The organism is Streptomyces sp. Ac-502 (assembly GCF_045222935.1).
Lineage (GTDB): Bacteria > Actinomycetota > Actinomycetes > Streptomycetales > Streptomycetaceae > Streptomyces > Streptomyces monomycini.
In genome coordinates this window covers 7,261,861-7,284,460 of the sequence record NZ_JBHFFO010000001.1, presented here as the reverse complement: position 1 = coordinate 7,284,460, position 22,600 = coordinate 7,261,861, and the positions used below count along the sequence as shown (strand labels likewise).

At 72.1% G+C, this 22,600-nt stretch carries 16 protein-coding genes and 1 pseudogene; 5 read left to right on the top strand and 12 right to left on the bottom strand.

Annotated elements, in window-relative coordinates; all coding sequences use genetic code 11:
* Positions 1-13: 13 nt before the first annotated feature.
* Positions 14-1,189 carry a PQQ-dependent sugar dehydrogenase gene (locus ACEXOX_RS33220; protein WP_406524659.1) on the top strand — a complete coding sequence of 392 codons (1,176 nt, stop codon included), beginning with the start codon at positions 14-16 and terminating at the stop codon, positions 1,187-1,189.
* 147 nt (positions 1,190-1,336) lie between these two features.
* Entirely contained in the window at positions 1,337-1,570 is a 234-nt protein-coding gene (locus tag ACEXOX_RS33215; RefSeq protein ID WP_406524658.1) for a DUF6191 domain-containing protein, read from the top strand.
* A gap of 60 nt (positions 1,571-1,630) precedes the next feature.
* Here the strand turns inward: ACEXOX_RS33215 and ACEXOX_RS33210 are convergent, their stop codons facing one another.
* From ACEXOX_RS33210 to ACEXOX_RS33195, 4 genes are all read right to left on the bottom strand, one after another.
* Positions 1,631-2,248, bottom strand: coding sequence for a hypothetical protein (locus tag ACEXOX_RS33210; RefSeq protein ID WP_406524657.1), 618 nt, complete (start codon positions 2,246-2,248; stop codon positions 1,631-1,633).
* Between the two features lie 143 nt (positions 2,249-2,391).
* Entirely contained in the window at positions 2,392-4,665 is a 2,274-nt protein-coding gene (locus ACEXOX_RS33205; RefSeq protein ID WP_406524656.1) for an MMPL family transporter, read from the bottom strand.
* 254 nt (positions 4,666-4,919) lie between these two features.
* Positions 4,920-7,049 carry a phosphocholine-specific phospholipase C gene (locus tag ACEXOX_RS33200; RefSeq protein WP_406524655.1) on the bottom strand — a complete coding sequence of 710 codons (2,130 nt, stop codon included), beginning with the start codon at positions 7,047-7,049 and terminating at the stop codon, positions 4,920-4,922.
* Between the two features lie 190 nt (positions 7,050-7,239).
* A complete protein-coding gene (locus ACEXOX_RS33195; protein ID WP_406524654.1) occupies positions 7,240-8,442 on the bottom strand; it encodes a helix-turn-helix transcriptional regulator in 1,203 nt (400 codons plus the stop codon).
* Between the two features lie 241 nt (positions 8,443-8,683).
* Between ACEXOX_RS33195 and ACEXOX_RS33190 the strand changes: the two genes are divergently transcribed.
* Together ACEXOX_RS33190 and ACEXOX_RS33185 are read left to right on the top strand one after the other, a co-directional pair.
* Positions 8,684-8,959: a hypothetical protein gene (locus ACEXOX_RS33190; protein ID WP_406524653.1), complete on the top strand. Its 276-nt coding sequence runs from the start codon at positions 8,684-8,686 to the stop codon at positions 8,957-8,959.
* A gap of 23 nt (positions 8,960-8,982) precedes the next feature.
* Positions 8,983-9,231, top strand: a complete 249-nt coding sequence (locus tag ACEXOX_RS33185; protein ID WP_406524652.1) for a hypothetical protein — start codon at positions 8,983-8,985, stop codon at positions 9,229-9,231.
* 95 nt (positions 9,232-9,326) lie between these two features.
* Here ACEXOX_RS33185 and ACEXOX_RS33180 read toward each other — a convergent pair whose 3' ends face one another.
* On the bottom strand, positions 9,327-11,000 hold the full coding sequence (locus ACEXOX_RS33180; protein WP_406524651.1) for an FAD-binding protein: 1,674 nt from the start codon (positions 10,998-11,000) through the stop codon (positions 9,327-9,329).
* Between the two features lie 413 nt (positions 11,001-11,413).
* Between ACEXOX_RS33180 and ACEXOX_RS33175 the strand changes: the two genes are divergently transcribed.
* Positions 11,414-13,135, top strand: a complete 1,722-nt coding sequence (locus ACEXOX_RS33175) for a chitinase (RefSeq protein WP_406526551.1) — start codon at positions 11,414-11,416, stop codon at positions 13,133-13,135.
* 100 nt (positions 13,136-13,235) lie between these two features.
* Here the strand turns inward: ACEXOX_RS33175 and gatB are convergent, their stop codons facing one another.
* The 7 genes and pseudogenes from gatB to ACEXOX_RS33140 form a co-directional block, all read right to left on the bottom strand.
* Complete coding sequence (gatB, locus tag ACEXOX_RS33170; RefSeq protein WP_406524650.1) at positions 13,236-14,744, bottom strand: Asp-tRNA(Asn)/Glu-tRNA(Gln) amidotransferase subunit GatB; 1,509 nt, start codon at positions 14,742-14,744, stop codon at positions 13,236-13,238.
* A 24-nt stretch (positions 14,745-14,768) separates the two neighbouring features.
* Positions 14,769-15,011: a hypothetical protein gene (locus tag ACEXOX_RS33165; protein ID WP_406524649.1), complete on the bottom strand. Its 243-nt coding sequence runs from the start codon at positions 15,009-15,011 to the stop codon at positions 14,769-14,771.
* Positions 15,008-16,501, bottom strand: coding sequence for an Asp-tRNA(Asn)/Glu-tRNA(Gln) amidotransferase subunit GatA (gatA, locus tag ACEXOX_RS33160; protein WP_406524648.1), 1,494 nt, complete (start codon positions 16,499-16,501; stop codon positions 15,008-15,010). Before gatA ends, ACEXOX_RS33165 begins: the two co-directional genes overlap by 4 nt.
* A gap of 5 nt (positions 16,502-16,506) precedes the next feature.
* On the bottom strand, positions 16,507-16,803 hold the full coding sequence (gene gatC, locus ACEXOX_RS33155; RefSeq protein WP_003984986.1) for an Asp-tRNA(Asn)/Glu-tRNA(Gln) amidotransferase subunit GatC: 297 nt from the start codon (positions 16,801-16,803) through the stop codon (positions 16,507-16,509).
* Between the two features lie 289 nt (positions 16,804-17,092).
* Positions 17,093-19,209, bottom strand: a pseudogene (locus tag ACEXOX_RS33150) (putative bifunctional diguanylate cyclase/phosphodiesterase).
* A 156-nt stretch (positions 19,210-19,365) separates the two neighbouring features.
* A complete protein-coding gene (gene ligA / locus ACEXOX_RS33145; RefSeq protein WP_406524647.1) occupies positions 19,366-21,582 on the bottom strand; it encodes an NAD-dependent DNA ligase LigA in 2,217 nt (738 codons plus the stop codon).
* A gap of 31 nt (positions 21,583-21,613) precedes the next feature.
* On the bottom strand, positions 21,614-22,576 hold the full coding sequence (locus ACEXOX_RS33140) for a methionine synthase (protein ID WP_406526550.1): 963 nt from the start codon (positions 22,574-22,576) through the stop codon (positions 21,614-21,616).
* Between the last annotated feature and the right edge of the window lie 24 nt (positions 22,577-22,600).

The following is a 22,600-nucleotide window of genomic DNA, read 5'->3' as shown; positions in this document are numbered from 1 at the left end:
AGAGGACTTCGCCGTGCAACGACGCTCCGTGACCTCCGTGTTGGCCGCTGCCTCGCTGCTGCTGGCGGCGGGGTGCTCCTCCGGGAGCGCCCCCGGTCCGGCCGGCTCCCGCGCCGCTTCGTCCGCCGCCCCGCCCGGCGCTTCGTCCCCGGACGGCGCCCCGGCCTCCCCGTCCGTCACGGCGCCGCCCGCCCAGGGCTCGGCGAAGGTCGTCAGCACCCTGACCACCGGCCTCACCTCACCCTGGGGAGTGGCCGCGCTGCCCGGAGGTGACCTGCTGGTGTCCTCGCGCGACACCGGGAAGATCTTCCGGGTGGCGGCGGACGGCGGCCGGAAGACCGAGCTGGGCACGGTGCCGGGGGTCGCGCCGGGCGGCGAGGGCGGGCTGCTGGGGATCGCGGTGGCGCCGTCGTTCGGCCGGTCCCCTCAGGTGTACGCGTACTTCACCACCGAGTCCGACAACCGTATCGCCCGGCTGAACTACGACGCGAAGAAGCAGCCCGGCAGTCAACTGGGCGCCCCCGACACGGTGCTGAAGGGCATCCCCAAGGGGCAGATCCACAACGGCGGCCGGATCGCGTTCGGCCCGGACAAGATGCTGTACGCGGGCACCGGCGAGACCGGCGACACCGGCCTCGCCCAGGACCGGAAGTCGCTGGGCGGCAAGATCCTGCGCATGACGCCGGACGGCGAGCCGGCGCACGGCAACCCGGACGCCGACTCGGTGGTGTACACCTACGGCCACCGCAATGTGCAGGGCTTGGCCTGGGACGCCGAGGGCCGCATGTGGGCCGCGGAGTTCGGCCAGAACACCTGGGACGAACTGAACCTGATCGAACCGGGCAAGAACTACGGCTGGCCCGAGGTCGAGGGCAAGGGCCGGGGCGACACCCGGTTCGTGGACCCGGTGGCGCAGTGGAAGACGGCGGACGCCTCGCCGAGCGGCATCGCGATCGCCGAGGGCTCGGTCTGGATGGCGGGGCTGCGCGGCGAACGGCTGTGGCGGATCCCGCTCGCCGGGCGGCAGGCCTCGGCGGAGCCGCAGGCGTTCCTCCAGGGCGAGCACGGGCGGCTGCGTACGGTCGTGACGGCCCAGGACGGCGGGCTGTGGCTGGTCACCAGCAACACCGACGGGCGCGGCGAGCCGAAGCAGGGCGACGACCGGATCCTGCGGCTGGACGTGAGCTGACGGGAGGAACCGGTGCGGGCAGGCACCGGTGCTCACAGGCAGGTACAGGCAGGCACCGGTACGTACAGGTACGGCCAGGCCCGCCCGTTTCGCTTCGTTGGTGCCTACACTCGGCGTACGGAGCCGTCCGCGTCGTCAGGGGGCAGGATGTTCAACCTGGTGGAGGAGCTGTTCGCGCCGGGGCGCAAGCACACCGACGAGGAACGGCGCCGGCTGACCCTGGTGGTCACCGACACCGGCGACAGCGACCCGGGCAAGGGGCCGATAGACCTGTCCTCGGGCAAGGTCACCGTCCGCCTGCCGGAGCAGGAGCCGCCGCGGGACGGGCCACACGACGGGCCCCGGACCGGCAGTTCCCCGGGCGGCCGCGTACGGCCATAGGTACTGCCGGGATCCGGGGCCCGCTCGCCGCGTACGCGGTCGGCCGCCTCGTGCGGAGCCTCAGGAACCGGGCGTTCCGGCGCCGGCCTTGGGGAGGGTGGGCATGCTCGCGAACAGGTCGAAGTACATGCCCGCGGAGACGATCAGGCCCAGTACGCCGAGGGCGAGGCCGCCCCAGGCCACGGCTCGCATCCAGGTCGGGCGGGGCCGCAGGAGGACCAGGCCCGCGACGACGACGGCGAGCAGCGCGAAGATCGCGTTGACGAGGGCGTGGGTGTGCCAGGGGGCGCCGTAGACGGTGGCGATCTGGTCGGTGGCCTTGCCCGTCTGCAGCTTGATCTGGCCGAGCAGCGTCTGGCGCTCGGCCAGCACCGTGCCGACCCAGGTGCCGGTGAGCGAGGCGAGACCCAGTCCCGCGGCGACGACGGAACCGGCGCCGGAGGCCACCGAACCGGTCGCGGCGGCGGGCGCCGCCTCGGTGTCGGCGGCCTCCTCCCCGTCCTCCTCGTCGGCGTCCGCGCCGAGCGGGGTGTCCGCGTCGACCTCGGCGCCGGACGGCTTCTTTCCGTCCGCCTCGGCGGCCTCGGACGTCCCGTCGGCCTCCGTCGTCCCGGTGGCCGCCTTGGCCTCGTCGGCCTTCGTGTCGTCGGTGCGCTCTTCGGTCTTGGTGGTGTCCATGGGCGCGACCGTAGGTGCCGCATCTGAGAGACGTATGAGAATCCCCGGGGCGCGGGGGAAACCGGCCGTGCCGGCGGACGGGAGAGCCGTGCGGGGCGTACGGAGGCGGGCTACGGGGCGTACGGAGGCGGCGCGCCCGGCCGCTACTTCCGTACCAGCCCCTCGTCTCCCCGCCGCGCCCCCGGAACAGCAAGCGGAACCGCAACCGGAACCGGCGGCACACCCTCCGCGCCCGAGCCCGCCGCCGGGCCCGCGCCCACGCGGGACTCCGCCTCCGCCGGCGGCTCGATGCTGATCCGCGGCAGCCACCGCTCCAGCCACCCCGGCAGCCACCAGTTCGCGCCGCCGAGCAGGTGCATCAGGGCGGGCACCAGCAGGGTGCGCAGCACGAAGGCGTCCAGGGCGACGGCGGCCGCCAGGCCGATGCCGAACATCGCGATGATGCGGTCGCCGCTGAGCACGAACGCCGCGAACACCGCGATCATGATGACGGCCGCCGAGTTGATGACCCGGCCGGTCTCGGCGAGTCCGACGCGGACCGCGCGGCGGTTGTCGCCGGTCAGCCGCCATTCCTCGTACATCCGGCTGACCAGGAAGACCTGGTAGTCCATGGACAGTCCGAAGAGCACCGAGACCATGATCACGGGGAGGAAGGGCTCGATCGGTCCCGCGCTGCCCAGTCCGAGCAGTTCGCTCCCCCACCCCCACTGGAAGATCGCGACCACGATCCCGAAGGAGGAGGCGACGGCCGCGATGTTCATCGCGGCGGCCTTCAGCGGTATGCCGATGCTGCGGAACGCGAGCAGCAGCAGGACGCAGCCCAGGCCGATGACGACGCCGACGAACAGCGGCAGCTTGCCGACGATGACGGAGGCGAAGTCGTCGTAGCTCGCCGTCACCCCGCCGACGTGGACCCGCATGCTGGTGCCCTCCCCGGCCTTCGGCAGGACGTCGGCGCGCAGCCGTTCCACCAGGTCGGAGGTCTGCCGGGACTGCGGGGAGCCGTCCGGTACGACGGTGATCACGCCCGTGCTGCCGCTGCCGTCGAACTCCGGCCCCTGCACCCGCGCCACGCCCGGTGTGCCGCGCAGCTCGTCCGGCAGCCGGTCGAAGGCGAGCCGGTCCTTGGCCCCGTCGAGGTCGCCGACCAGGGTCAGCGGCCCGTTGGAGCCCGGCCCGAAGCCCTCGCCGAGCAGGTCGTACGCCTGCCGGGTGGTGCTCGTCGCGGGGTTGTTGCCCTGGTCGGAGGTGCCCAGGTGCAGGGACAGGGTGGGCAGCGCGAGGATCAGCATGACGACGGCCGCGGCCGCCCCCAGCAGCTTCGGATGGCGCTCCACGAAGCCGGACCACCACGCCGCGAACCCGGCCGGCGGCTCCGGGCGGGGCCCGTCGGCGGCCAGCTGCCGCCGTTCGCGCCGGCTCAGCGCCCGCGGCCCGATGACGCCGAGCAGGGCCGGGAGCAGGGTGACGGAGGCCGCGACGGTCAGGACGACGGTCAGTGAGGCGGCGATGGCGACGCCGTTGAGGAAGCCCAGCCGCAGGACGAGCATGCCGAGCAGGGCGATGCAGACGGTGGCCCCGGCGAAGATCACCGCGCGCCCCGACACGCTGACCGCGCACTCGGCGGCCTGCTGGACGGTGAGGCCGGATCTCAGCCCTCTGCGGTGCCGGGTCACGATGAAGAGCGCGTAGTCGATGCCGACACCGAGGCCGATGAGCATGCCCAGCATCGGGGCGAAGTCGGCCACCGTCATCGCGTGGCCGAGCAGGGTGATGCCCGCGGCGGCGGCGCCGACGCCGACCACCGCCGTGACGAGCGGCAGGAGCGTGGCGGCGAGCGAGCCGAAGGCGAGGAAGAGGACGACGGCGGCGGCGCCGAGGCCGATCAGTTCGGCGAGCCGGGCGTCCGACGACTCGGTGACGGCGATGCCGGCGCCGCCCAGCTCCACCTGGAGTCCGTCGGCCGCGGCGGCCCTGGCGGTGTCCACGACGCGCTGGACCTGGGCCTTGTCCAGGTCCTCGGCGGGCGCGTCGAAGGCGAGGTCCGCGTAGGCGGTGTGCCCGTCCGGGCTGATCTGCCCGGCGCCCTGCGGCCCGTACGGGCTGTGTACGGACGCGACCCCGGGCAGCTTGGCGATCTTGTCGAGGGTCTGCTGGAGGTCCTTCTGCACGGCGCCCGCGCGTACGGTGCCGGTCTCCGTGTGCCACACGATCGTGTCGCGGTCCCCGGAACGGTCCGGGAAGGCCCGCTCCAGCAGGGCTCCGGCCTGCCCCGATTCCGTACCGGGGACGTCGTAGTGGTCGGAGTAGGCGGAGCCGGCGACTCCGGCGGCCGCCGTGGCTCCCGCGAAGGCGGCGAGCCAGAGCACGATCACGACGATGCGGCGCCGCAGGCACCACCGGGTCAGTGCGGTCATCAAGCTCTTCGTCTGCTTCCCGGGTCAGGCGCCGATGTCTCCCGGGATGTACCCGTGGTGCCGAACGCGCAATGGAGGGGAAGCACGGGACCACCGCCTGCCGACGAAGGGGCGGCGGGCCCGTACCTCTTGCAGAGTGACAGCAGGAAAAGATCCTTTGACCCTTTTGTGGAGTTCCCCACAAAGGGAACGGGAAGCGGAACCCGGCCGGAGCCGAAGGCGACCGGAAGACGGCCGGTTCCGCCCGCCTTGGCTCAGCCGGTGACCGACTCCTTCCCGTTCTCGATGTGGCCCATGAAGCGGCGGTGGAAGGAGGCGTCCTGCGCGACGGACAGGTCCAGGTCGTACCAGCCGTGCGCCGCCGCCGCGGAGTGCGCGACGGTACGGGTGCTGCCGGCCCGGACCCTGATCTCGCGCACCTTGGCGTCGCCGTACGCCAGCGGCTTCAGGGTGAAGGTGAGGTCGGCGCGTCCCTTGTTGACGAGCGTGAGGTGCAGTTCACGCCGGTGCGCGTCCAGGCGGGTGCCGATCCGGACCGCGGCGGCCGCGCCGGCGGCCGTGCCCGCGTGCTCGCGGCGGAACCCGTTGGGGCCCGTAAGGGTGAAACGGTAGGCGCCGTCCTTGACGGGCACCTCCCAGTCGGCCCGGCCCAGCACGTCGCGGTGCTGCGGCGTGCCGTACTCCCCCGCGTACGGGTACAGCGCGAAGTGCGCACTCGCCCGGCCGTCGTTGCGCACCGCCAGCCGGAAGCGCCCCGCCTGCGCGTCGTACGCGCCGTCCGCGTCGGGCTGGTACGGCAGCGGGCGCGCGGGCCGGGTGCCCGGCTCCTGGCGCGGCAGCCGCTGCTCGCGCGGCGGGCGCGGCGCCCAGCGCCCGCTGAACGGCGGGATCGCGCCGGGCCGCTCCACGGCGGGCTGCCTGCGCCCGCGCGAGAAGTCGAAGGCGGTGGTCAGATCACCGCAGACGGTACGCCGCCAGGCGCTGATGTTGGGCTCCCGCACGCCCGTCCAGCGCTCCAGGAAGCGGACGATCGAGGTGTGGTCGAAGACCTGCGAGCAGGCGTAGCCGCCCACCGACCAGGGCGAGATCACCAGCATCGGTACGCGCATCCCGAGCCCGGTCGGCTTGCCGTCCCAGAACTCGCCGTCCGTGCCCTGCGGGGGCACCGGCGGCGGTACGTGGTCGAAAAAACCGTCGTTCTCGTCGTACGTCAGGAACAGCGCGGTGTGCCGCCACACGTCCGGGTTCTTCCCGAGGGCGTCGAGCACCTTGTAGACGATGGTGGCGCTGGCGACCGGCGAGGACGAGCCAGGGTGCTCCGAGTCCGCCGCGGAGGGGACGATGTAGGACACCTCGGGCAGCGTGCCCGCGGCGACGTCGGCGGCGAAGGCGGTGGCTGTGGAGTCCGGCTCGCCGCGTCGCAGCGCGCGCTCGAAGAGACTGCGGTCGGCCGCGCTCAGCGCCCGTACCCCCTCGTCCAGCAGCCCCTGCAAGCGCTTGCGCTCGGCCTCGCCGGCCGCGGCGACCTTCCCGTAGAACGCGGTCATGTTCTGCACGCCGCCGACCTTGGCCAGCGCCTTCTTCATGACGGCCTTGAAGGTGGCGTAGAACTCCAGGTTGTTGTCGGTGAAGTTGTCCCACTCCTGGTAGACGCGCCAGCTGCGCCCGGCCTTCTCCAGGCGCTCGGCGTACGTGGGCCAGGTGTAGCCGGTGTGAGTGTCCTCCGCGTAGGCGTCGTTGCCCACCGCGCGCTTGCTGGAGCCCGGCTCGAAGCCGGTCCAGCCGCTGACCAGGTGGTTGCGGTTGGGGCTGGTGGAGGAGTGGATCGAGGAGTGGTACGCGTCGCAGACGGTGAAGGTGTCGGCCAGCTCGTAGTGCAGCGGTACGTCCTGGCGGTCGTAGTGGGCCATGGTGGCGGCCGTCTTCGCGGTCACCCAGTTGTCCATCCACCCGTCGCGCCACGCCTTGGCGCCGCCGGCCCACTCGTGGTTGAGCGCCCCGATGTACTGGAGGTCCTTCTTCTGGGCCGCCGCGGCCTCGCGTACGGAGAAGGGCAGGACGGTGCCGATGCCGAGCGCGCCCGGCTGCTCGAAGACGCTCCGGTCGCCGCCGGGCAGCTGGACGGCGTTGCGGTCGGCGTAGCCGCGTACGCCGCGCAGCATGCCGAAGTAATGATCGAAGGAACGATTCTCCTGCATCAGCACGACCACGTGCCTGATGCCTCCGAGGCCACCCCGGCCGTGCCCGTGCCCACGCCCGGCGGCGGCCGGTCCGGCGGCCAGCGCCTGCTGAAGGGACGGCGGCAGCAGGGACGCGGCAGCAGCCGCGCCTGCCGCTGCCGCGCCAAGTCCCATGACCCGTCTGCGAGATACCTCGGATGCCACGCTCGACCTCCCAGTCGACTGCCCGCGGTCGGGCAATAGTTCCCATACAGCCCATTGGCTGGTGCGAGCGGGACGGTAGTGGAGGGTGGTGGCGGGCGACAGGTGTAGGGGTGACAAGTTCGAGAACAGATGGTTCCGGTTCCGGTTGTGGGCTCGTGCGGTGGCGGGACGCGCCCCGCCCCTTCGGCACTCACGCGGCGCCGTCGAGTACCGCCCGCACTTCCGGCACGTCCCGGTAGCCCTCCAGCCGGCCCAGCACGACCCGCACCCGCGCAGCCGTACGGTCACTGGTCAAGGCCGCGCTCAGCGAGACCACCCGTTCCGCTGTCGCTGCCGCCTCCTCCGGTTCGTTCGCGTCGGCCAGAGCGACGGCCAGCCACGACAGGTACAGGGCGAGTTCCCGGGTGTGCGTCGAGTCGTACCGGTTGAGCACGTCCCGCAGCACCGGCACCGCACGCAAAGGCCGACGCAGCTCCGTGTAGACCCGGCTTTCCATGACCCGCAGTTCCCCGGCGTCCACCCAGTACAGGTACGCGGGTGACTCGGCTCCCGCACTGTCCGCCGCCAGTGCTTCACCGGCCTCCCCGAGTGCCCGCATGGCGGGCTGGGCCTCCCCTGCCCTGGTGTGGGCCCACGCCACCCGATCGAGGTACAGCGCGCGGGCTTTCGGGGGCGCCTCGGGCCCTGCTCCTTCGAGGGCCGCCCGTGCCAGCCCGACCCCTTCGGCCTCCCTGCCGGTGTTGCTCAGTTGGTAAGCGAGCGATCCAGCGAGGTTCCCGGCCAGCGTCCGGTCGTCCGCCTGCATCGCCGCGCTGATCCCGAGCCGGTACACGCGCTCCGCATCCGCGTGCTGTCCGGCGTCGCTGGCGATCCAGCCCGCGATCTGCGCCAACTCGCCGATCTGCCCGAGGAGAGCGCGTCCCACCTCTGCGGAGTGGGCGCCTTCCCTGTAGACCCGTACGGCGGCGCGGAGTTCCCGCAGAGCGGGACGGATCAGGTCGCCCCCGGCCAGCACGTCGTCCGCGAGCCGGAGCCCGTGCACGCGCTCTTGCAGGTCACCCACCTGCCCCAGACCGACACGCCGGCCCTCGCGGGCGCGGAGCGGCGCCAGGGGATCGCCGTCGGGCAGGAAGTCCGTCAGGGCCGGCAAGGGCGGCTCGTCGGTCTTCTGCGGCTCCTTGAGCGCGTCCACGGTCACTCCGAGGGCCGCGGCGATGAACGGCAGCCACTGTCGGGGCGTGCGCTTCCCCTGCTCCCAACGGCTGACCTCTTGGCGGCCGACCGGGTCACCCACGACCCCGGCACCTCGGCAGATCTCACGCGCCAAGCGTTCCTGACTCCACCCACAACGGTCCCGTTCACGCCGGATGTTGGCCCCGATGCCGCTTCGCATGAGGCCAGTCTGGCCGACACCTGGCCTACACGGGGCCGCTGGTGGCCACACCGTCCCGGCGCGAGGATTGCCTTACGAAGCACCGAGGGAACGGCGAGAAGACCATGGCACAGAACTGGGCCCCCACCACCGGGGCATACGCAGTGTGCGCGGCAGGCAGCCAGACCGGTGAAGCGCGCAGACCCACGGCCGAGGAACGCGCCCGAGCCCGCACATGGACGCGCCCGGTAGGGAGCCGGCCATGAGCCGCCCCTACCTCCCGCCGCACCGCAGCTACCCGGAACCGCCGGTCGTCCTCCCCCTGCGGGCCCCGTCACTCGAACCGACGCCGGTCGAGGGCTGCGCGGTGTGTGCCCTCGCCGCGGCCTGGCGACGGGCGTACCGGACGGGCAAGGGCACGGCCGACGGCCGTACGGACCATTCGGCGGCCGTGGACTGCTCACTGGAGATCCGTAATCACCCACACGAGCCGCGTGTGATGGGGCTGCCGATCAACATCCCGGCGGTACGCCCGTGAGTACCCGCAGCGTGATCCGAGCCGTGAAACACGCCATCGGCACACACCCACGTAGCGACGTCACCGTTTCGTCGTGCTGCCTGGCCGGCGGATGCCTCTGGACGCTGGCGGCGACCACCGACCTGGAGGCGGCCGACCTGGCGATGATGACGCACACGGGCCGTACTGGACACCCGGCGTTCGCCCGGACGTTCCAGGACGTGGCCCTCGTGCGCCGCCTGGAACTGAACGAGGGCCAAGCCGCCCACCCGCCGCTCCCGGCACCCCGATGAGCCCCCGCTCCGGCCGCCCTCACCCTGGACAGGTCGAGCGGCCGGAGCGGGTCAGCCCGAACACTCGCAGAAGGTTCGGGCGCGCGCGGCCCACGTCACGGCGCCGGCCGGATGGACAACGCGTGCCGGAACTCGTCGCGCGGGTCCCAGCGGGCCTTGACGCGCTGGAGCCGGGGGTAGTGGTGCTTGTAGTACAGGGTGTGCCACGGGACGCCGGAGGTGTTCAGTTTTGGGTCGGCCAGGTCCCGGTCCGGGTAGTTGATGAACGAGCCGTCGCTCACGGCGTTGGGGACCGGTACGCCGCCGGTGTCCGCGTACACGTCGCGGTAGAAGCCCTGGAGCCACGCCAAGGGTTTCGCCCCGGCCGCCTCCTCACCCTCCCAGCCGGTCATGTAGACCGCCTTGAGGATCGAGTCCCGCTGGGCGACCGCCGTCGCCTCCGGTGCGACGCTGTTGACCCGTCCGCCGTACGAGACCAGCCACAGCGCGCCGTTGACGCCCTCGGGCACCGCGTCCTCGCTGCCCGCCGGGTCCGCCAGGTGGCGGTGGAGCGCGGCGATCTGCCGGTCCGTGTACCGCTTGCGGAGGTAGGCGGACTTGACCTTGAACCGGGCCGGTTCGCTCTCCTGTACGAGGGCCACTGCCTCCAGCCACGGCCGGACGGAGTGCTGGAGCGTGGGCCGGGCGCCCGTGCCGCGCCCGACGGCGTCCACGTAGGCCCGCATCCGCCGCTCGGCGTCGGGTGTGGTGGCGTCCAGTTGTCCGACCAGGAGGATGGTGCCGCTGTTGCCGGCGTTGAGCATGAAGACGCTGAACAGATCGGTGTACGCGGAGTCCGGGCCGCTGTTGTGCTCGTACCAGGTGCCGTGGTTGCGCACCAGCCGGGTGAAGGCGCGCTCGTCGAGGTCCTTCCAGTTCCAGGTCGCGGCGAAGCTGAGCAGGGCCCCGGGGGCCTTGGGCAGGAGCCGGGCGGGGTCGTCGCCCTTGGCGTGCGGGTCGCGGAACCAGTAGCGGGTGACGATGCCGAAGTTGCCGCCGCCACCGCCGGTGTGCGCCCACCACAGGTCGTGGTTCGGGTCCTCGGGGTCGCGGGTGGCCACCACGGCGCGGGCCCTGCCGTCGCGGTCCACGACGACGACCTCGACGGCGTACAGGTGGTCCACGGACAGTCCGTACCGCCGCGAGAGCGTGCCGTATCCGCCGCCGAGGACGTGCCCGCCGACGCCGACCTCGGCGGTCGCGCCGGCCGGGATGGACACGCCCCAGCCGAGGAACAGTGCGCGGTAGACCTCACCGAGCAGCGCGCCGGGTTCGACGGCGAACGCCCGCCGGGCGGCGTCGAAGTAGACCGCGCGCATGGGTGAAATGTCGATCAGGGCGCGGACGGACGGGTCGTCGACGAAGTTCTCGAAGCAGTGGCCGCCACTGCGTACGGCGATGCGCTTGCCGTCCCGTACGGCCTGCTGCACGGCGGCGACGACCTGTTCGGTGGTGCTCACGACGTGGACGCGGTCGGGCTTGCCCACGAAGCGGCCGTTGCAGCCGCGGCGGGTCAGGGAGGCGTAGCGCGGGTCGTCGGGGCCGAGGGTGACGAGGCCGGTGCCGGGCGGGCGGCCGGCTGTGGCGGCGGTCGCGTCCGGTGTGCCGGACACGGCCGGTGCCGCCGGTGCGGTCGCCGCGGCCGCGAGGCCCGGTGCCGCCAGTCCCGCGGCCGTTCCTCCCAGCGCCACCGCTCCCGCGAGCAGGCTCCGGCGCTTCACTTCCCCCATGGTGATGCTCCCCCGTAACTCGATTGGTTCCTGTGGTGGTTGATGTTGTCGCACCTCTCCACCATTGGGCTCGCCGGGCGCTGGTTCATCGTCCACGGTGACCACCTGCCCCCTAGGGAGAAGGATGTACGTCGCGTGCCGCCTCCCTCCCTCAGGAGGGCACGCGGGCGGCGCGCATCGTCCCGGAGAACGGTTTGCGCCCTGCCGGCGACGCACCAACGCGCGCGGAAGTCTTCACGAACTCTTGACAACCGCATTGGTCTGGACCATTTTGTGCGCTACGCCTGCCCCGCCTCCGGGCCGGGCGGACGGCCCTTCCGGGCCCCGGACTTGGAGACCGCCATGCCGCACCCCCTCATGTCCCGCACCCCCGCTCCCGCCACAGACGGTGGCTCACCACCACCTTCACCGGGCTGGCCGCTGCCGCCCTGGCCGTCGCCGGCCCCCAGACCGGCGCCTCGGCGGCTCCCCACACCGCCGACCGCACCGCCTCTCCGGCCGCCGATCGGAGCGCCGCCCAGGCCACCACTCAGGCCGCCGACGTCAACAACGCCAAGAACCCCGGGTTCGAGTCCGGGCTCTCCGGGTGGACGTGTTCGGCGGGCGCCGGTTCCACCGTGACCTCCCCCGTGCACGGCGGCACCTCGGCCCTGAAGGCCACACCGGCCGGCTCCGACCAGGCCAGGTGCTCGCAGACCGTGGCCGTCAAGCCCGGTTCCACGTACACGCTGAGCGCGTACGTCCAGGGCTCGTACGTCTACCTCGGCGCCAGCGGCACCGGGACCACCGACGTGTCCACCTGGGCACCCGGCGCCACCACCTGGCAGCAGTTGAAGACCACCTTCACCACCGGCCCCTCCACCACCTCGGTCACCGTCTACACCCACGGCTGGTACGGGCAGTCCGCCTACTTCGCGGACGACATCAGCGTCTTCGGGCCGGACGGCGGCGGCAACGGCGACCCGGGCGACCCGGTTCCCGACGCGCCCGCCGGGCTGACCGCCGGTGCGGTCACCTCGTCCTCCGTGGCGCTCTCCTGGAGCCCGGCCAAGTACGCCACCGGGTACAGCGTCTACCGCGACGGCACCAAGGTCCAGGCGGTCACCGGCACGTCGGCCACCGTGACCGGCCTGAGCCCGTCCACCGCGTACCGCTTCCAGGTCGCCGCGACCAACGCGGCGGGCGAGTCCGCCAAGTCCACCGAGGTCACCGCCACCACGTCCCCGGACGGCGGCGGCCCCGGCCCCTCCGTGCCGAAGCACGCGGTCACCGGCTACTGGCAGAACTTCAACAACGGCGCGACCGTGCAGAAGATCAGCGACGTGCCGGACCACTACGACATCATCGCGGTCTCGTTCGCCGACGCCACCACCACGCCCGGCGCGATCACCTTCAACCTCGACTCGGCGGGCCTCGGCGGCTACACCGTCGCCCAGTTCAAGGCCGACATCAGGGCCAAGCAGGCGGCCGGCAAGAACGTCATCCTGTCCGTCGGCGGCGAGAAGGGCACCATCTCCGTCAACGACACCGCCTCGGCGAACAACTTCGCCAACAGTGCCTACGCGCTGATGCGGGAGTACGGCTTCAACGGGGTCGACATCGACCTTGAGAACGGCATCAACCCGACGTACATGTCGCAGGCCCTGCGCTCGCTGTCCCAGAAAGCGGGCAGCAAGCTGGTCATCACCATGGCCCCGCAGACCATCGACATGCAGTCCACCCAGGGCGGTTACTTCAAGACCGCGCTGAACATCAAGGACATCCTCACCGTCGTCAACATGCAGTACTACAACAGCGGTTCGATGCTCGGCTGTGACGGCAAGGTCTACTCGCAGGGCACGGTGGACTTCCTCACCGCGCTGGCCTGCATCCAGCTCGAAGGCGGCCTCGACCCGTCCCAGGTGGGGATCGGTGTTCCGGCCTCGACCCGGGCCGCCGGCGGCGGCTACGTGTCGCCCAGCGTCGTCAACAGCGCGCTGGACTGCCTCACCAAGGGCACCGGCTGCGGCTCCTTCAAGCCCGCCAAGACCTACCCGTCCCTGCGCGGCGCCATGACCTGGTCCACCAACTGGGACGCGGCGACCGGCAACGCCTGGTCGAACGCGGTGGGACCGCACGTGCACAACCTGCCGTAGCGCGGCATGCGGAAGGGCGGCACACCGGTGGTGTGCCGCCCCTCGCGTACCGGAACCGGGTGTCAGCCCTCGACGCCCAGCTTCTCCAGGCTGTGCTCAATTATTCTTTCACGGCAAGCCGCTCAAGAATGAGCTCGCGGACGCGGGCCGCGTCGGCCTGGCCGCGGGTGGCCTTCATGACCGCGCCGACCAGCGCGCCGGCCGCCGCGACCTTGCCGCCACGGATCTTGTCCGCGATGGCCGCGTTCGACTCGATGGCCTCGTCGACCGCCTTGCCCAGCGCCCCCTCGTCCGAGACGACCTTCAGGCCGCGCTTCTCGACGACGGTGTCCGGGTCGCCCTCGCCCGCGAGGACGCCCTCGATGGCCTGGCGGGCCAGCTTGTCGTTGAGCGAGCCCTCGGCGACCAGCGCCGCCACCCGCGCGACCTGCTCCGGGGTGATGGCCAGGGCGGCGAGGTCGACGCCGTCCTCGTTGGCGCGGCGGGCCAGCTCGCCCATCCACCACTTGCGGGCGGCGGCGGAGTCCGCGCCGGCCTCGGTGGTGGCGACGATCAGGTCCACGGCGCCGGCGTTGAGGATCGACTGCATGTCGTGCTCGGAGACGCCCCACTCCTCGCGCAGCCGGTTACGGCGTACGCGCGGCAGCTCGGGCAGGCCCTTGCGCAGCTCCTCGACCCACTCGCGGGACGGGGCCACCGGCACCAGGTCGGGCTCGGGGAAGTAGCGGTAGTCCTCCGCCTCCTCCTTGATCCGGCCGGGGGTGGTGGAGCCGTCCTCCTCGTGGAAGTGGCGGGTCTCCTGGACGATCGTGCCGCCGGAGGACAGCACGGCCGCGTGCCGCTGGATCTCGAAGCGGGCCGCGCGCTCGACCGACCGCAGCGAGTTGACGTTCTTCGTCTCCGAGCGGGTGCCGAACTTCTCGACGCCCTTCGGGCGCAGCGACAGGTTCACGTCGCAGCGCATCTGGCCCATCTCCATACGGGCCTCGGACACGCCCAGCGCCTTGATCAGCTCGCGCAGCTCGGCGACGTACGCCTTGGCGACCTCGGGGGCCCGCTCGCCCGCGCCCTGGATGGGCTTGGTGACGATCTCGATGAGCGGGATGCCGGCGCGGTTGTAGTCGAGGAGGGAGTGGGACGCGCCGTGGATACGGCCGGTGGCACCGCCGACGTGCGTCGACTTGCCGGTGTCCTCCTCCATGTGGGCGCGCTCGATCTCCACCCGGAAGATCTCGCCGTCCTCCAGCTGCACGTCCAGGTACCCGTCGAAGGCGATGGGCTCGTCGTACTGCGACGTCTGGAAGTTCTTCGGCATGTCCGGATAGAAGTAGTTCTTCCGGGCGAAACGGCACCACTCGGCGATCGAGCAGTTCAGGGCCAGGCCGATCTTGACGGCGGACTCCACGCCCACCGCGTTGACGACCGGGAGCGAGCCGGGCATGCCCAGGCAGGTGGGGCAGGTCTGCGAGTTGGCGTCGGCGCCCAGGGACGTCGAGCACCCGCAGAACATCTTGGTCTCGGTGCCGAGTTCGACGTGCACCTCAAGACCCATCACAGGGTCGTAGGTGGTCAGCGCGTCCTCGTACGACACCAGTTCAGTGACGGTCACGGAAAACTAACCTCTCAGTCCCGCTCAGCCCGCGAGCACGTCGTCGTCGCCGAGACGACGCAGATCGCGGATCAGCAGCGCGACTCCGGTGGCGATGGCGGCGGCGGAGACGACGGCGTCCAGGAGCTGGAGCCGGTCCTGCTCGCCCTTGGCCGCCTTCGCCTGCTTGACGATGCTCACCGCACCGAACAGCGTGGTGCCGATGGACAGATACGTACCGGCCTTGGACTTCTTGAAGCCCTTGGCCTTCGCAAGCTTTCCACTCACAGGGACGGTGCCTCCTCAAGCAGCGGGTGCCCCCAACGGGCGGTGAACGCGGCCTCGACCGCGGCACCGACCTTGTAGAGCCGGTCGTCGGCCATGGCAGGGGCGATGATCTGGAGCCCCACCGGCAGCCCGTCCTCGGGGGCCAGGCCGCAGGGCAGCGACATGGCCGCGTTGCCTGCCAGGTTCGTCGGGATCGTGCACAGGTCGGCGAGGTACATCGCCATCGGGTCGTCGGCGCGCTCGCCGATCGGGAAGGCCGTGGTGGGCGTGGTCGGCGAGATCAGCACGTCGACCTGCTCGAAGGCCTTCTCGAAGTCCTGGGTGATCAGGGTGCGGACCTTCTGCGCCGAGCCGTAGTACGCGTCGTAGTAGCCGGAGCTGAGCGCGTAGGTGCCGAGCATGACGCGGCGCTTGACCTCGGGACCGAAGCCGGCCTCGCGGGTCAGGGCCGTGACGTCCTCGGCCGACCGGGTGCCGTCGTCGCCGACCCGCAGGCCGTAGCGCATGGCGTCGAAGCGGGCCAGGTTCGAGGAGCACTCGGAGGGCGCGATCAGGTAGTACGCCGACAGCGCGAGGTCGAAGGACGGGCAGGAGATCTCGACGATCTCCGCGCCCAGCTCGCGCAGCAGCTCGACGGACTCGTTGAAGCGCTGCATGACGCCGGCCTGGTAGCCCTCGCCGGAGAACTCCTTGACGACGCCGACGCGCATGCCCTTGACGTCGCCGTTGCGGGCCGCCTCGACGACCGGCGGGACCGGCGCGTCGATGGAGGTGGAGTCCAGCTCGTCGTGGCCGGCGATGGCCTCGTGCAGCAGGGCCGCGTCCAGGACCGTACGGGCGCAGGGCCCGCCCTGGTCGAGGGACGAGGAGAACGCCACCATGCCGTAGCGGGAGACCGCGCCGTAGGTGGGCTTGACGCCGACCGTGCCGGTGACGGCGGCGGGCTGGCGGATCGAGCCGCCGGTGTCCGTGCCGATGGCGAGCGGGGCCTCGTAGGCGGCGAGCGCGGCGGAGGAGCCGCCGCCGGAGCCGCCGGGGATGCGGGTGAGGTCCCAGGGGTTGCCGGTCGGGCCGTAGGCGCTGTTCTCGGTGGAGGACCCCATGGCGAACTCGTCCATGTTGGTCTTGCCGAGGATGACGACGTCGGCCGCCTTCAGCCTCTTGGTCAGCGTCGCGTCGTACGGCGGGATCCAGCCTTCGAGGATCTTCGAACCGGCGGTGGTGGGAATGCCCTCCGTGGTGAAGATGTCCTTCAGGGCGAGCGGGACGCCGGCCAGCGGGCCCAGCTTCTCGCCGCGCTCGCGCTTGGCGTCCACCGCACGGGCCTGGGCGAGGGCGCCCTCGCGGTCCACGTGCAGGAAGGCGTGCACCTTCTCGTCGACGGCCTCGATGCGGGCCAGGTGCGCCTCGGTGACCTCGACGGCCGTGACCTCGCCGGCGGCGATCTTCGCCGCGGTCTCGGCGGCGGTGAGCTTGATCAGATCTGCCATGTCGGTCACTCCTCCCCCAGGATCTGCGGCACCTTGAAACGCTGCTGTTCCTGGGCCGGGGCGCCGGACAGCGCCTGCTCGGGCGTCAGCGACGGACGGACCACGTCCGGGCGCATGACATTGGTCAGGGGCAGCGGGTGGGAGGTCGGCGGTACGTCTTGGTCGGCGACCTCGGAGACGCGGGCGACCGCGCCGATGATGTCGTCGAGCTGTCCGGCGAAGTGATCGAGCTCTTCGTCCTTCAGCTCCAAGCGCGCCAGCCGGGCGAGGTGGGCAACCTCCTCGCGCGTGATGCCAGGCATGCAGCGATCCTCAGGGTGAGTGTCTTGGCTGTGTTGTCCGGGCCAATCCTATGGCGTAGCCGACAGGGGTTCGAAACGCATTCCCGGAGAGGCCGGCGGAGAGGCGCCCGGAAGGCGGAGGGGTCCGTGGGGCGGCGCGCCGCGACGGCGGTGGGGCCGTGGGGCGGCGCCCCGCGCGGGCGGCCCCGGGCCGGGTCGGGCGGCTCGGGCCGGGTCCGGGCTGCCGGGCCGGGTCCGGGCTGCCGGGCCGGGTCCGGGCTGCCGGGCCGGGTCCGGGCTGCCGGGCCGGTCAGACGACGCGCTGATCGGCTTCCTCGACCACCGTGGCGCGCTCGTGCCGGGGTTCGGCGGCGGGGCGCTCCGCCTCGCGCTGCCAGCCGCGCTCGCCGCGGGCCCGCAGCCAGGCGGTGGTCTCGTCCGGCGGCATCGCGGCGGCGACCAGCCAGCCCTGTACGGCGTCGCAGCCCAGGTCGCGCAGCCGCTCCCAGGTCTCGTCGTCCTCGACGCCCTCGGCGACCACCAGCAGGCCGAGCGAGTGGGCCAGGTCCAGGGTGCAGCGGACGATCTCGGCGTCCTCGTTGTCCACGGCGAGCCGGGCGACGAAGGAACGGTCGATCTTCAGCTCGCTGACCGGCAGACGGCGCAGGTGGACGAGGGACGAATAGCCGGTGCCGAAGTCGTCCAGGGACATCTTGACGCCGTGGCCGGTCAGCCCGGCCAGCGTGTCGGCGGCCCGCTGCGGGTCCTCCAGCAGGACGTGTTCCGTTATCTCCAACTGGAGCGAGCCCGGCGGCACCTGATGGCGGGCCAGCCGCGCGGCCACCGCGCCGGCGAAGCCGGGGTGTGCACGTCGCGCGGCGAGACGTTGACCGCGACCGGCACCTCCAGGCCGGACGCGCGCCACCGGGCCACCTGGGCGAGCGCGGTCTCCAGGACGTACTCCGTCAGGCGCGGCATCAGCCCGGACGACTCGGCGATGGCGATGAACTCGTCCGGCGGTACCCGGCCGCGCTCCGGATGGACCCACCGGACCAGCGCCTCCAGCCCGGCCACGTGCCCGTCGAAGCCGACCTTGGGCTGGTAGTGCAGCTCCACGTCGCCGGCGTCCAGCGCGCGGCGCAGATCACCCAGGAGGCCGAGCCGGTCGGGAGTGTTGCCGTCCCGCTTGGCCTCGTACACCTCGACGCCGCTGCGGTCCCGCTTGGCCTGGTACATGGCGACGTCGGCCCGGCGCAGCAGGCCCTCGGCGTCCAGGGCGTGGTCGGGGAAGACCGCGACCCCCGCGCTGGCTTCCAGTACGAGGGTGAGTCCGTCCAGGTCGAGCGGCGAGCCGAGGGCCGCGACCAGGTTGCGGGCCACCCGCTGGGCGCTGGTCAGGGAGTCCGCGGTGGGCAGCAGGACCGCGAACTCGTCGCCGCCGAGCCGGGCGACCTCGGCGCCGCGCGGCAGCGCGTGCCGCAGCCGGTCGGCTATCTGGAGCAGCAGCCGGTCGCCCGCGAGGTGCCCGAGCGTGTCGTTGACCGAGCGGAAACGGTCCAGGTCGATCAGGACGAGGGCGGAACGGGCGCCGATGCGCTCGGCGTCGTCCAGCGCGGTCCAGGTGCGCTCCAGCAGCCACTGGCGGTTGGGCAGGCCGGTGAGCGGGTCCCGCAGCTGCTCCTCGGCGCGGGCGCGGGCGATCCACAGGGTGGAGTCCAGGGCGATCAGCGGTACGGCGAACATCGGCAGCAGGAACGGCGCGTGCACGGCGGCCACCACGATCAGCGGCGAGATGCCGATCAGCGCGACGCCGACCAGGGCCTGGCGGGCCAGGGCCGTCCGGGCGACGGTGGGCAGGCTGCCGCTGCGCGAGGCCATCGTGCACCAGAGCAGGGCGCGGGTGACGACCAGGTAGGCGGCGGCCGCGACCAGGATGTCGGGCAGTACGGACAGGTCCCAGGCCGCGGGCTGCCACGGGTGTTCGACGGTCGGTACGACGTGGAAGGCGGCGAGGCCCAGCGCCGCGGCGCCGATCCCGAGGATGTCCACCGCGCCGTGCAGCAGGGCCTGACGCCAGCGGTGCCGTCGCGCGGCGCCGACCAGCAGCACGACGGCGACGCTCACCAGGGCGGCGGGCACCCAGCCGTAGAGCAGCAGGACGGCGAGGGCCAGCGCCGCGCCCGAGCCCGTGCCGCCCCACCAGCGGTCGCGGCCGAGGGCGACGAGGTGGCCCACGATGACACCGGTCAGGATCGCCAGGGCCCAGCCGACGGCGCCTTCCGGGAACAGGGCCCGGCCGGCGCCGAGCGTGCGGATCACTCCTGCCGCGAGCACGGTGCCCGCCACCAGCACGACGGCCGCGGGCAGCGCGGGCACGACGAGCCGGCGGAGCCGCGACGCCGGAGCGGCGCTGTCGGTCGGTTTCATTCCGATACCTCTCACAGCCGGCTGTGCCCGCGCCACGGCAGGCGCACACCTCAACAGTAGGCCGCAGAAGGCCGCCGCGGGCAGCGATCGGCAGCGGTTGCCCGAATGCGACCCGGCCATCCGGAACCATCTGCTATGCGCCGATGAGGTGACTCCTCACTCGCCCTCAGGCGGAGTGACAGCTACCGCTCGTGCTTCATCGGGACCCTGCTCCAGCAGCACCGCGAAGCCGTCATCGTCTAGCACAGGCACCTTCAACTGCATGGCCTTGTCGTACTTCGAACCAGGATTGTCTCCCACCACCACGAAACCGGTCTTCTTCGAAACGGAACCGGTCACCTTCGCTCCGAGACGCTGCAGGGCTTCTTTCGCGCCATCTCTGGTGTGTGACTGAAGTGTGCCCGTTACAACGACGGTGACGCCTTCAAGTGGACGCGGGCCTTCGTCTCCTGAGGATTCCTCTTCCATCCTGACCCCGGCGGCCCGCCACTTCTCCACGACCTCACGGTGCCAGTCCTCGGCGAACCACTGCTTGAGCGAGGCGGCGATGGTCGCGCCGACGCCCTCGACGGCGGCCAGCTCCTCCTCGCTCGCGTCCCTGATCCGGTCCAGCGAACGGAATTCCATGGCGAGCGCCTGGGCGGCCACCGGCCCCACATGACGGATCGACAGGCCGGTCAGGATCCGGGCCAGCGGACGCTCCTTGGCCGCCTGGATGTTCTCCAGCATCGCCAGGGCGTTCTTCTTCGGCTCACCCTTCTGGTTGGCGAAGAAGGTGACGACCTTCTCCTCGCCGGTCTTCGGGTCGCGCTTGGGCAGGCCGCTGTCCGGGTCGAGCACGTAGGACTTGATGGGCAGCAGTTGCTCGATGGACAGGCTGAAGAGGTCGCCCTCGTCCTTCAGCGGCGGCTCGGCCGGCTCCAGGGGCTGGCTGAGCGCCGTGGCCGCGACATAGCCGAAGTTCTCGATGTCCAGGGACTTGCGGCCGGCCAGGTAGAACAGCCGCTCACGGATCTGGGCGGGGCAGGAGCGGGCGTTGGGGCAGCGCAGGTCGACGTCGCCCTCCTTGGCGGGTTGCAGCGCCGTACCGCACTCGGGGCACTCGGCGGGCATCACGAACTCCCGCTCGCTGCCGTCCCGCAGGTCCACCACCGGGCCCAGGATCTCCGGGATCACGTCGCCCGCCTTGCGCAGCACGACGGTGTCGCCGATGTAGACGCCCTTGGCCTTGACCACGTCCTGGTTGTGCAGCGTGGCGAACTCGACCTCGGAGCCGGCCACCGTGACCGGCTCGACGACCGCGTACGGCGTCACACGGCCCGTACGGCCGACGCCGACGCGGATGTCCACCAGCTTGGTGTTGACCTCCTCCGGCGGGTACTTCCACGCGATCGCCCAGCGCGGCGCGCGCGAGGTCGAGCCGAGACGGCCCTGGAGGGCGATCTCGTCCAGCTTGACCACGGTGCCGTCGATCTCGTGGGCGACGGCCGTGCGCCGGGTCTCCGGGTCGCCGTAGCGCTTGATGAAGCCGCGCACGGCCTCCAGGGAGTCGACGACCTCGTTGTGGTCGGCGGTCGGCAGGCCCCATGCGCGCAGCAGGTCGTACGCGTGCGACTGGCAGTCGATGTCGAAGCCCTCGCGGGCGCCGATGCCGTGCACGACCATGTGCAGCGGGCGGGTGGCCGTGACCTTGGGGTCCTTCTGGCGCAGCGAACCGGCGGCGGCGTTGCGCGGGTTGGCGAACGGCGGCTTGCCGTCGGCCACCAGCCGCTCGTTCAGCTCCAGGAACTTCTCCATCGGGAAGTAGACCTCGCCGCGGACCTCCACCAGGTCCGGGACGCGGTCGCCCGTCAGGCGGTCCGGGATCTCGGTGATCGTGCGGACGTTGGGCGTGATGTCCTCGCCCGTACGGCCGTCGCCACGGGTCGCGGCACGGGTCAGCCGGCCCTTCTCGTACGTCAGGTTGACCGCGAGGCCGTCGACCTTCAGCTCGCACAGGAAGTGGTAGCCGGCGCTCTTCGGGTCGCCGCCCAGCTCCGTCGCCAGCCGCTCGGCCCAGGCCGCCAGCTCCTCGTCGTCGAAGGCGTTGTCCAGCGAGAGCATCCGCTCGCGGTGCGCGACCTCGGTGAACTCGGTCTCGTACTGTCCGGCGACCTTCTGCGTCGGCGAGTCCGGGGTGCGCAGCTCGGGATGCTTCTCCTCCAGCGCCTCCAGGGACCGCAGCAGCTTGTCGAACTCCGCGTCGCTGACGACGGGGGCGTCCCGCACGTAATAGCGGAAGCGGTGCTCCTCGATCTGCTCGGCCAGATGAGCGTGCTCTTCCCGCGCCTTCGCGGGCACCGCGTGCCCCGCCGTGTGCTGTTCGCCGGCCACCGTTACGTCCTCCCGTGGTCCTTGAGTGCCGTCACTCAGGGTTGTCTGCGAGCGATCTCGCGGCCCGGACGCAGTGGGTGAGCACCGAGCGGGCATATGCGGGCGAAGCGCCCGCCAGCCCGCACGACGGGGTGACCACCACGGACTCCGCGAGAGCCCCCGGCGCCAGCCCCAGCCTGCGCCACAGCGTCCTGACACCCATGACGCTACCGGCAGGGTCTGACAATGGGCCGTCCACGCCCGGCACCACGCCCGCCAGCAGTGTCGTACCGCCCTCGACCGCCTCGCCGATCGCTTCTTCCTCACGCTCGGTGAGCAGTCCGAAATCGAACGAGATGCCGCGCACGCCGGCGCGCCGCAGCAGGGCGAACGGGACGTCGGGGGCGCAGGAGTGCACGACCACCGGCGCGCCCGCCTCTTCGGCGACGGCGACCAGGTCGCGCAGCGCGCCCTCGATGACGGCCCGGTCCACGGCGCGGTGCGTGCGGTAGCCGCTCGCGGACTTGATCCGGCCCTGGAGGACGGCGGTCAGCGACGGCTCGTCCAGCTGGAGCACCGGACGTGCGCCGGGCACCCGCCGCCGTACGTCGGCGAGGTGCGCGCGCAGGCCCTCGGCCAGCGACGCCGTCAGGTCCCGGCAGGCGCCGGGGTCGCTGAGGGCCGCCTCGCCGTTGCGCAGCTCCAGCGCGGCGGCCAGCGTCCACGGGCCGACCGCCGAGACCTTCAGGTCACCCGCGTAGTCCTGGGTGAACTCCTCCAGCGCGTCCAGGTCCTCGCCCATCCAAGAACGGGCGCGCCGGGTGTCCCGGCCGGGCCGGTCGCTGATCCGCCAGCCGCTCGGCTCCACATGCGCGTACACCTCGACGAGGAGCCCGGCGGTCCGGCCGATCATGTCGGCGCCGGGCCCCCGGGCGGGCAGCTCCGGCAGATACGGCAAGGTCTCCAGCGAGCCGGTGACGGTCCGGGCGGCCTCGCGGGCGTCGCCGCCGGGCATCGAACCGATGCCGGTGGCCGTGCC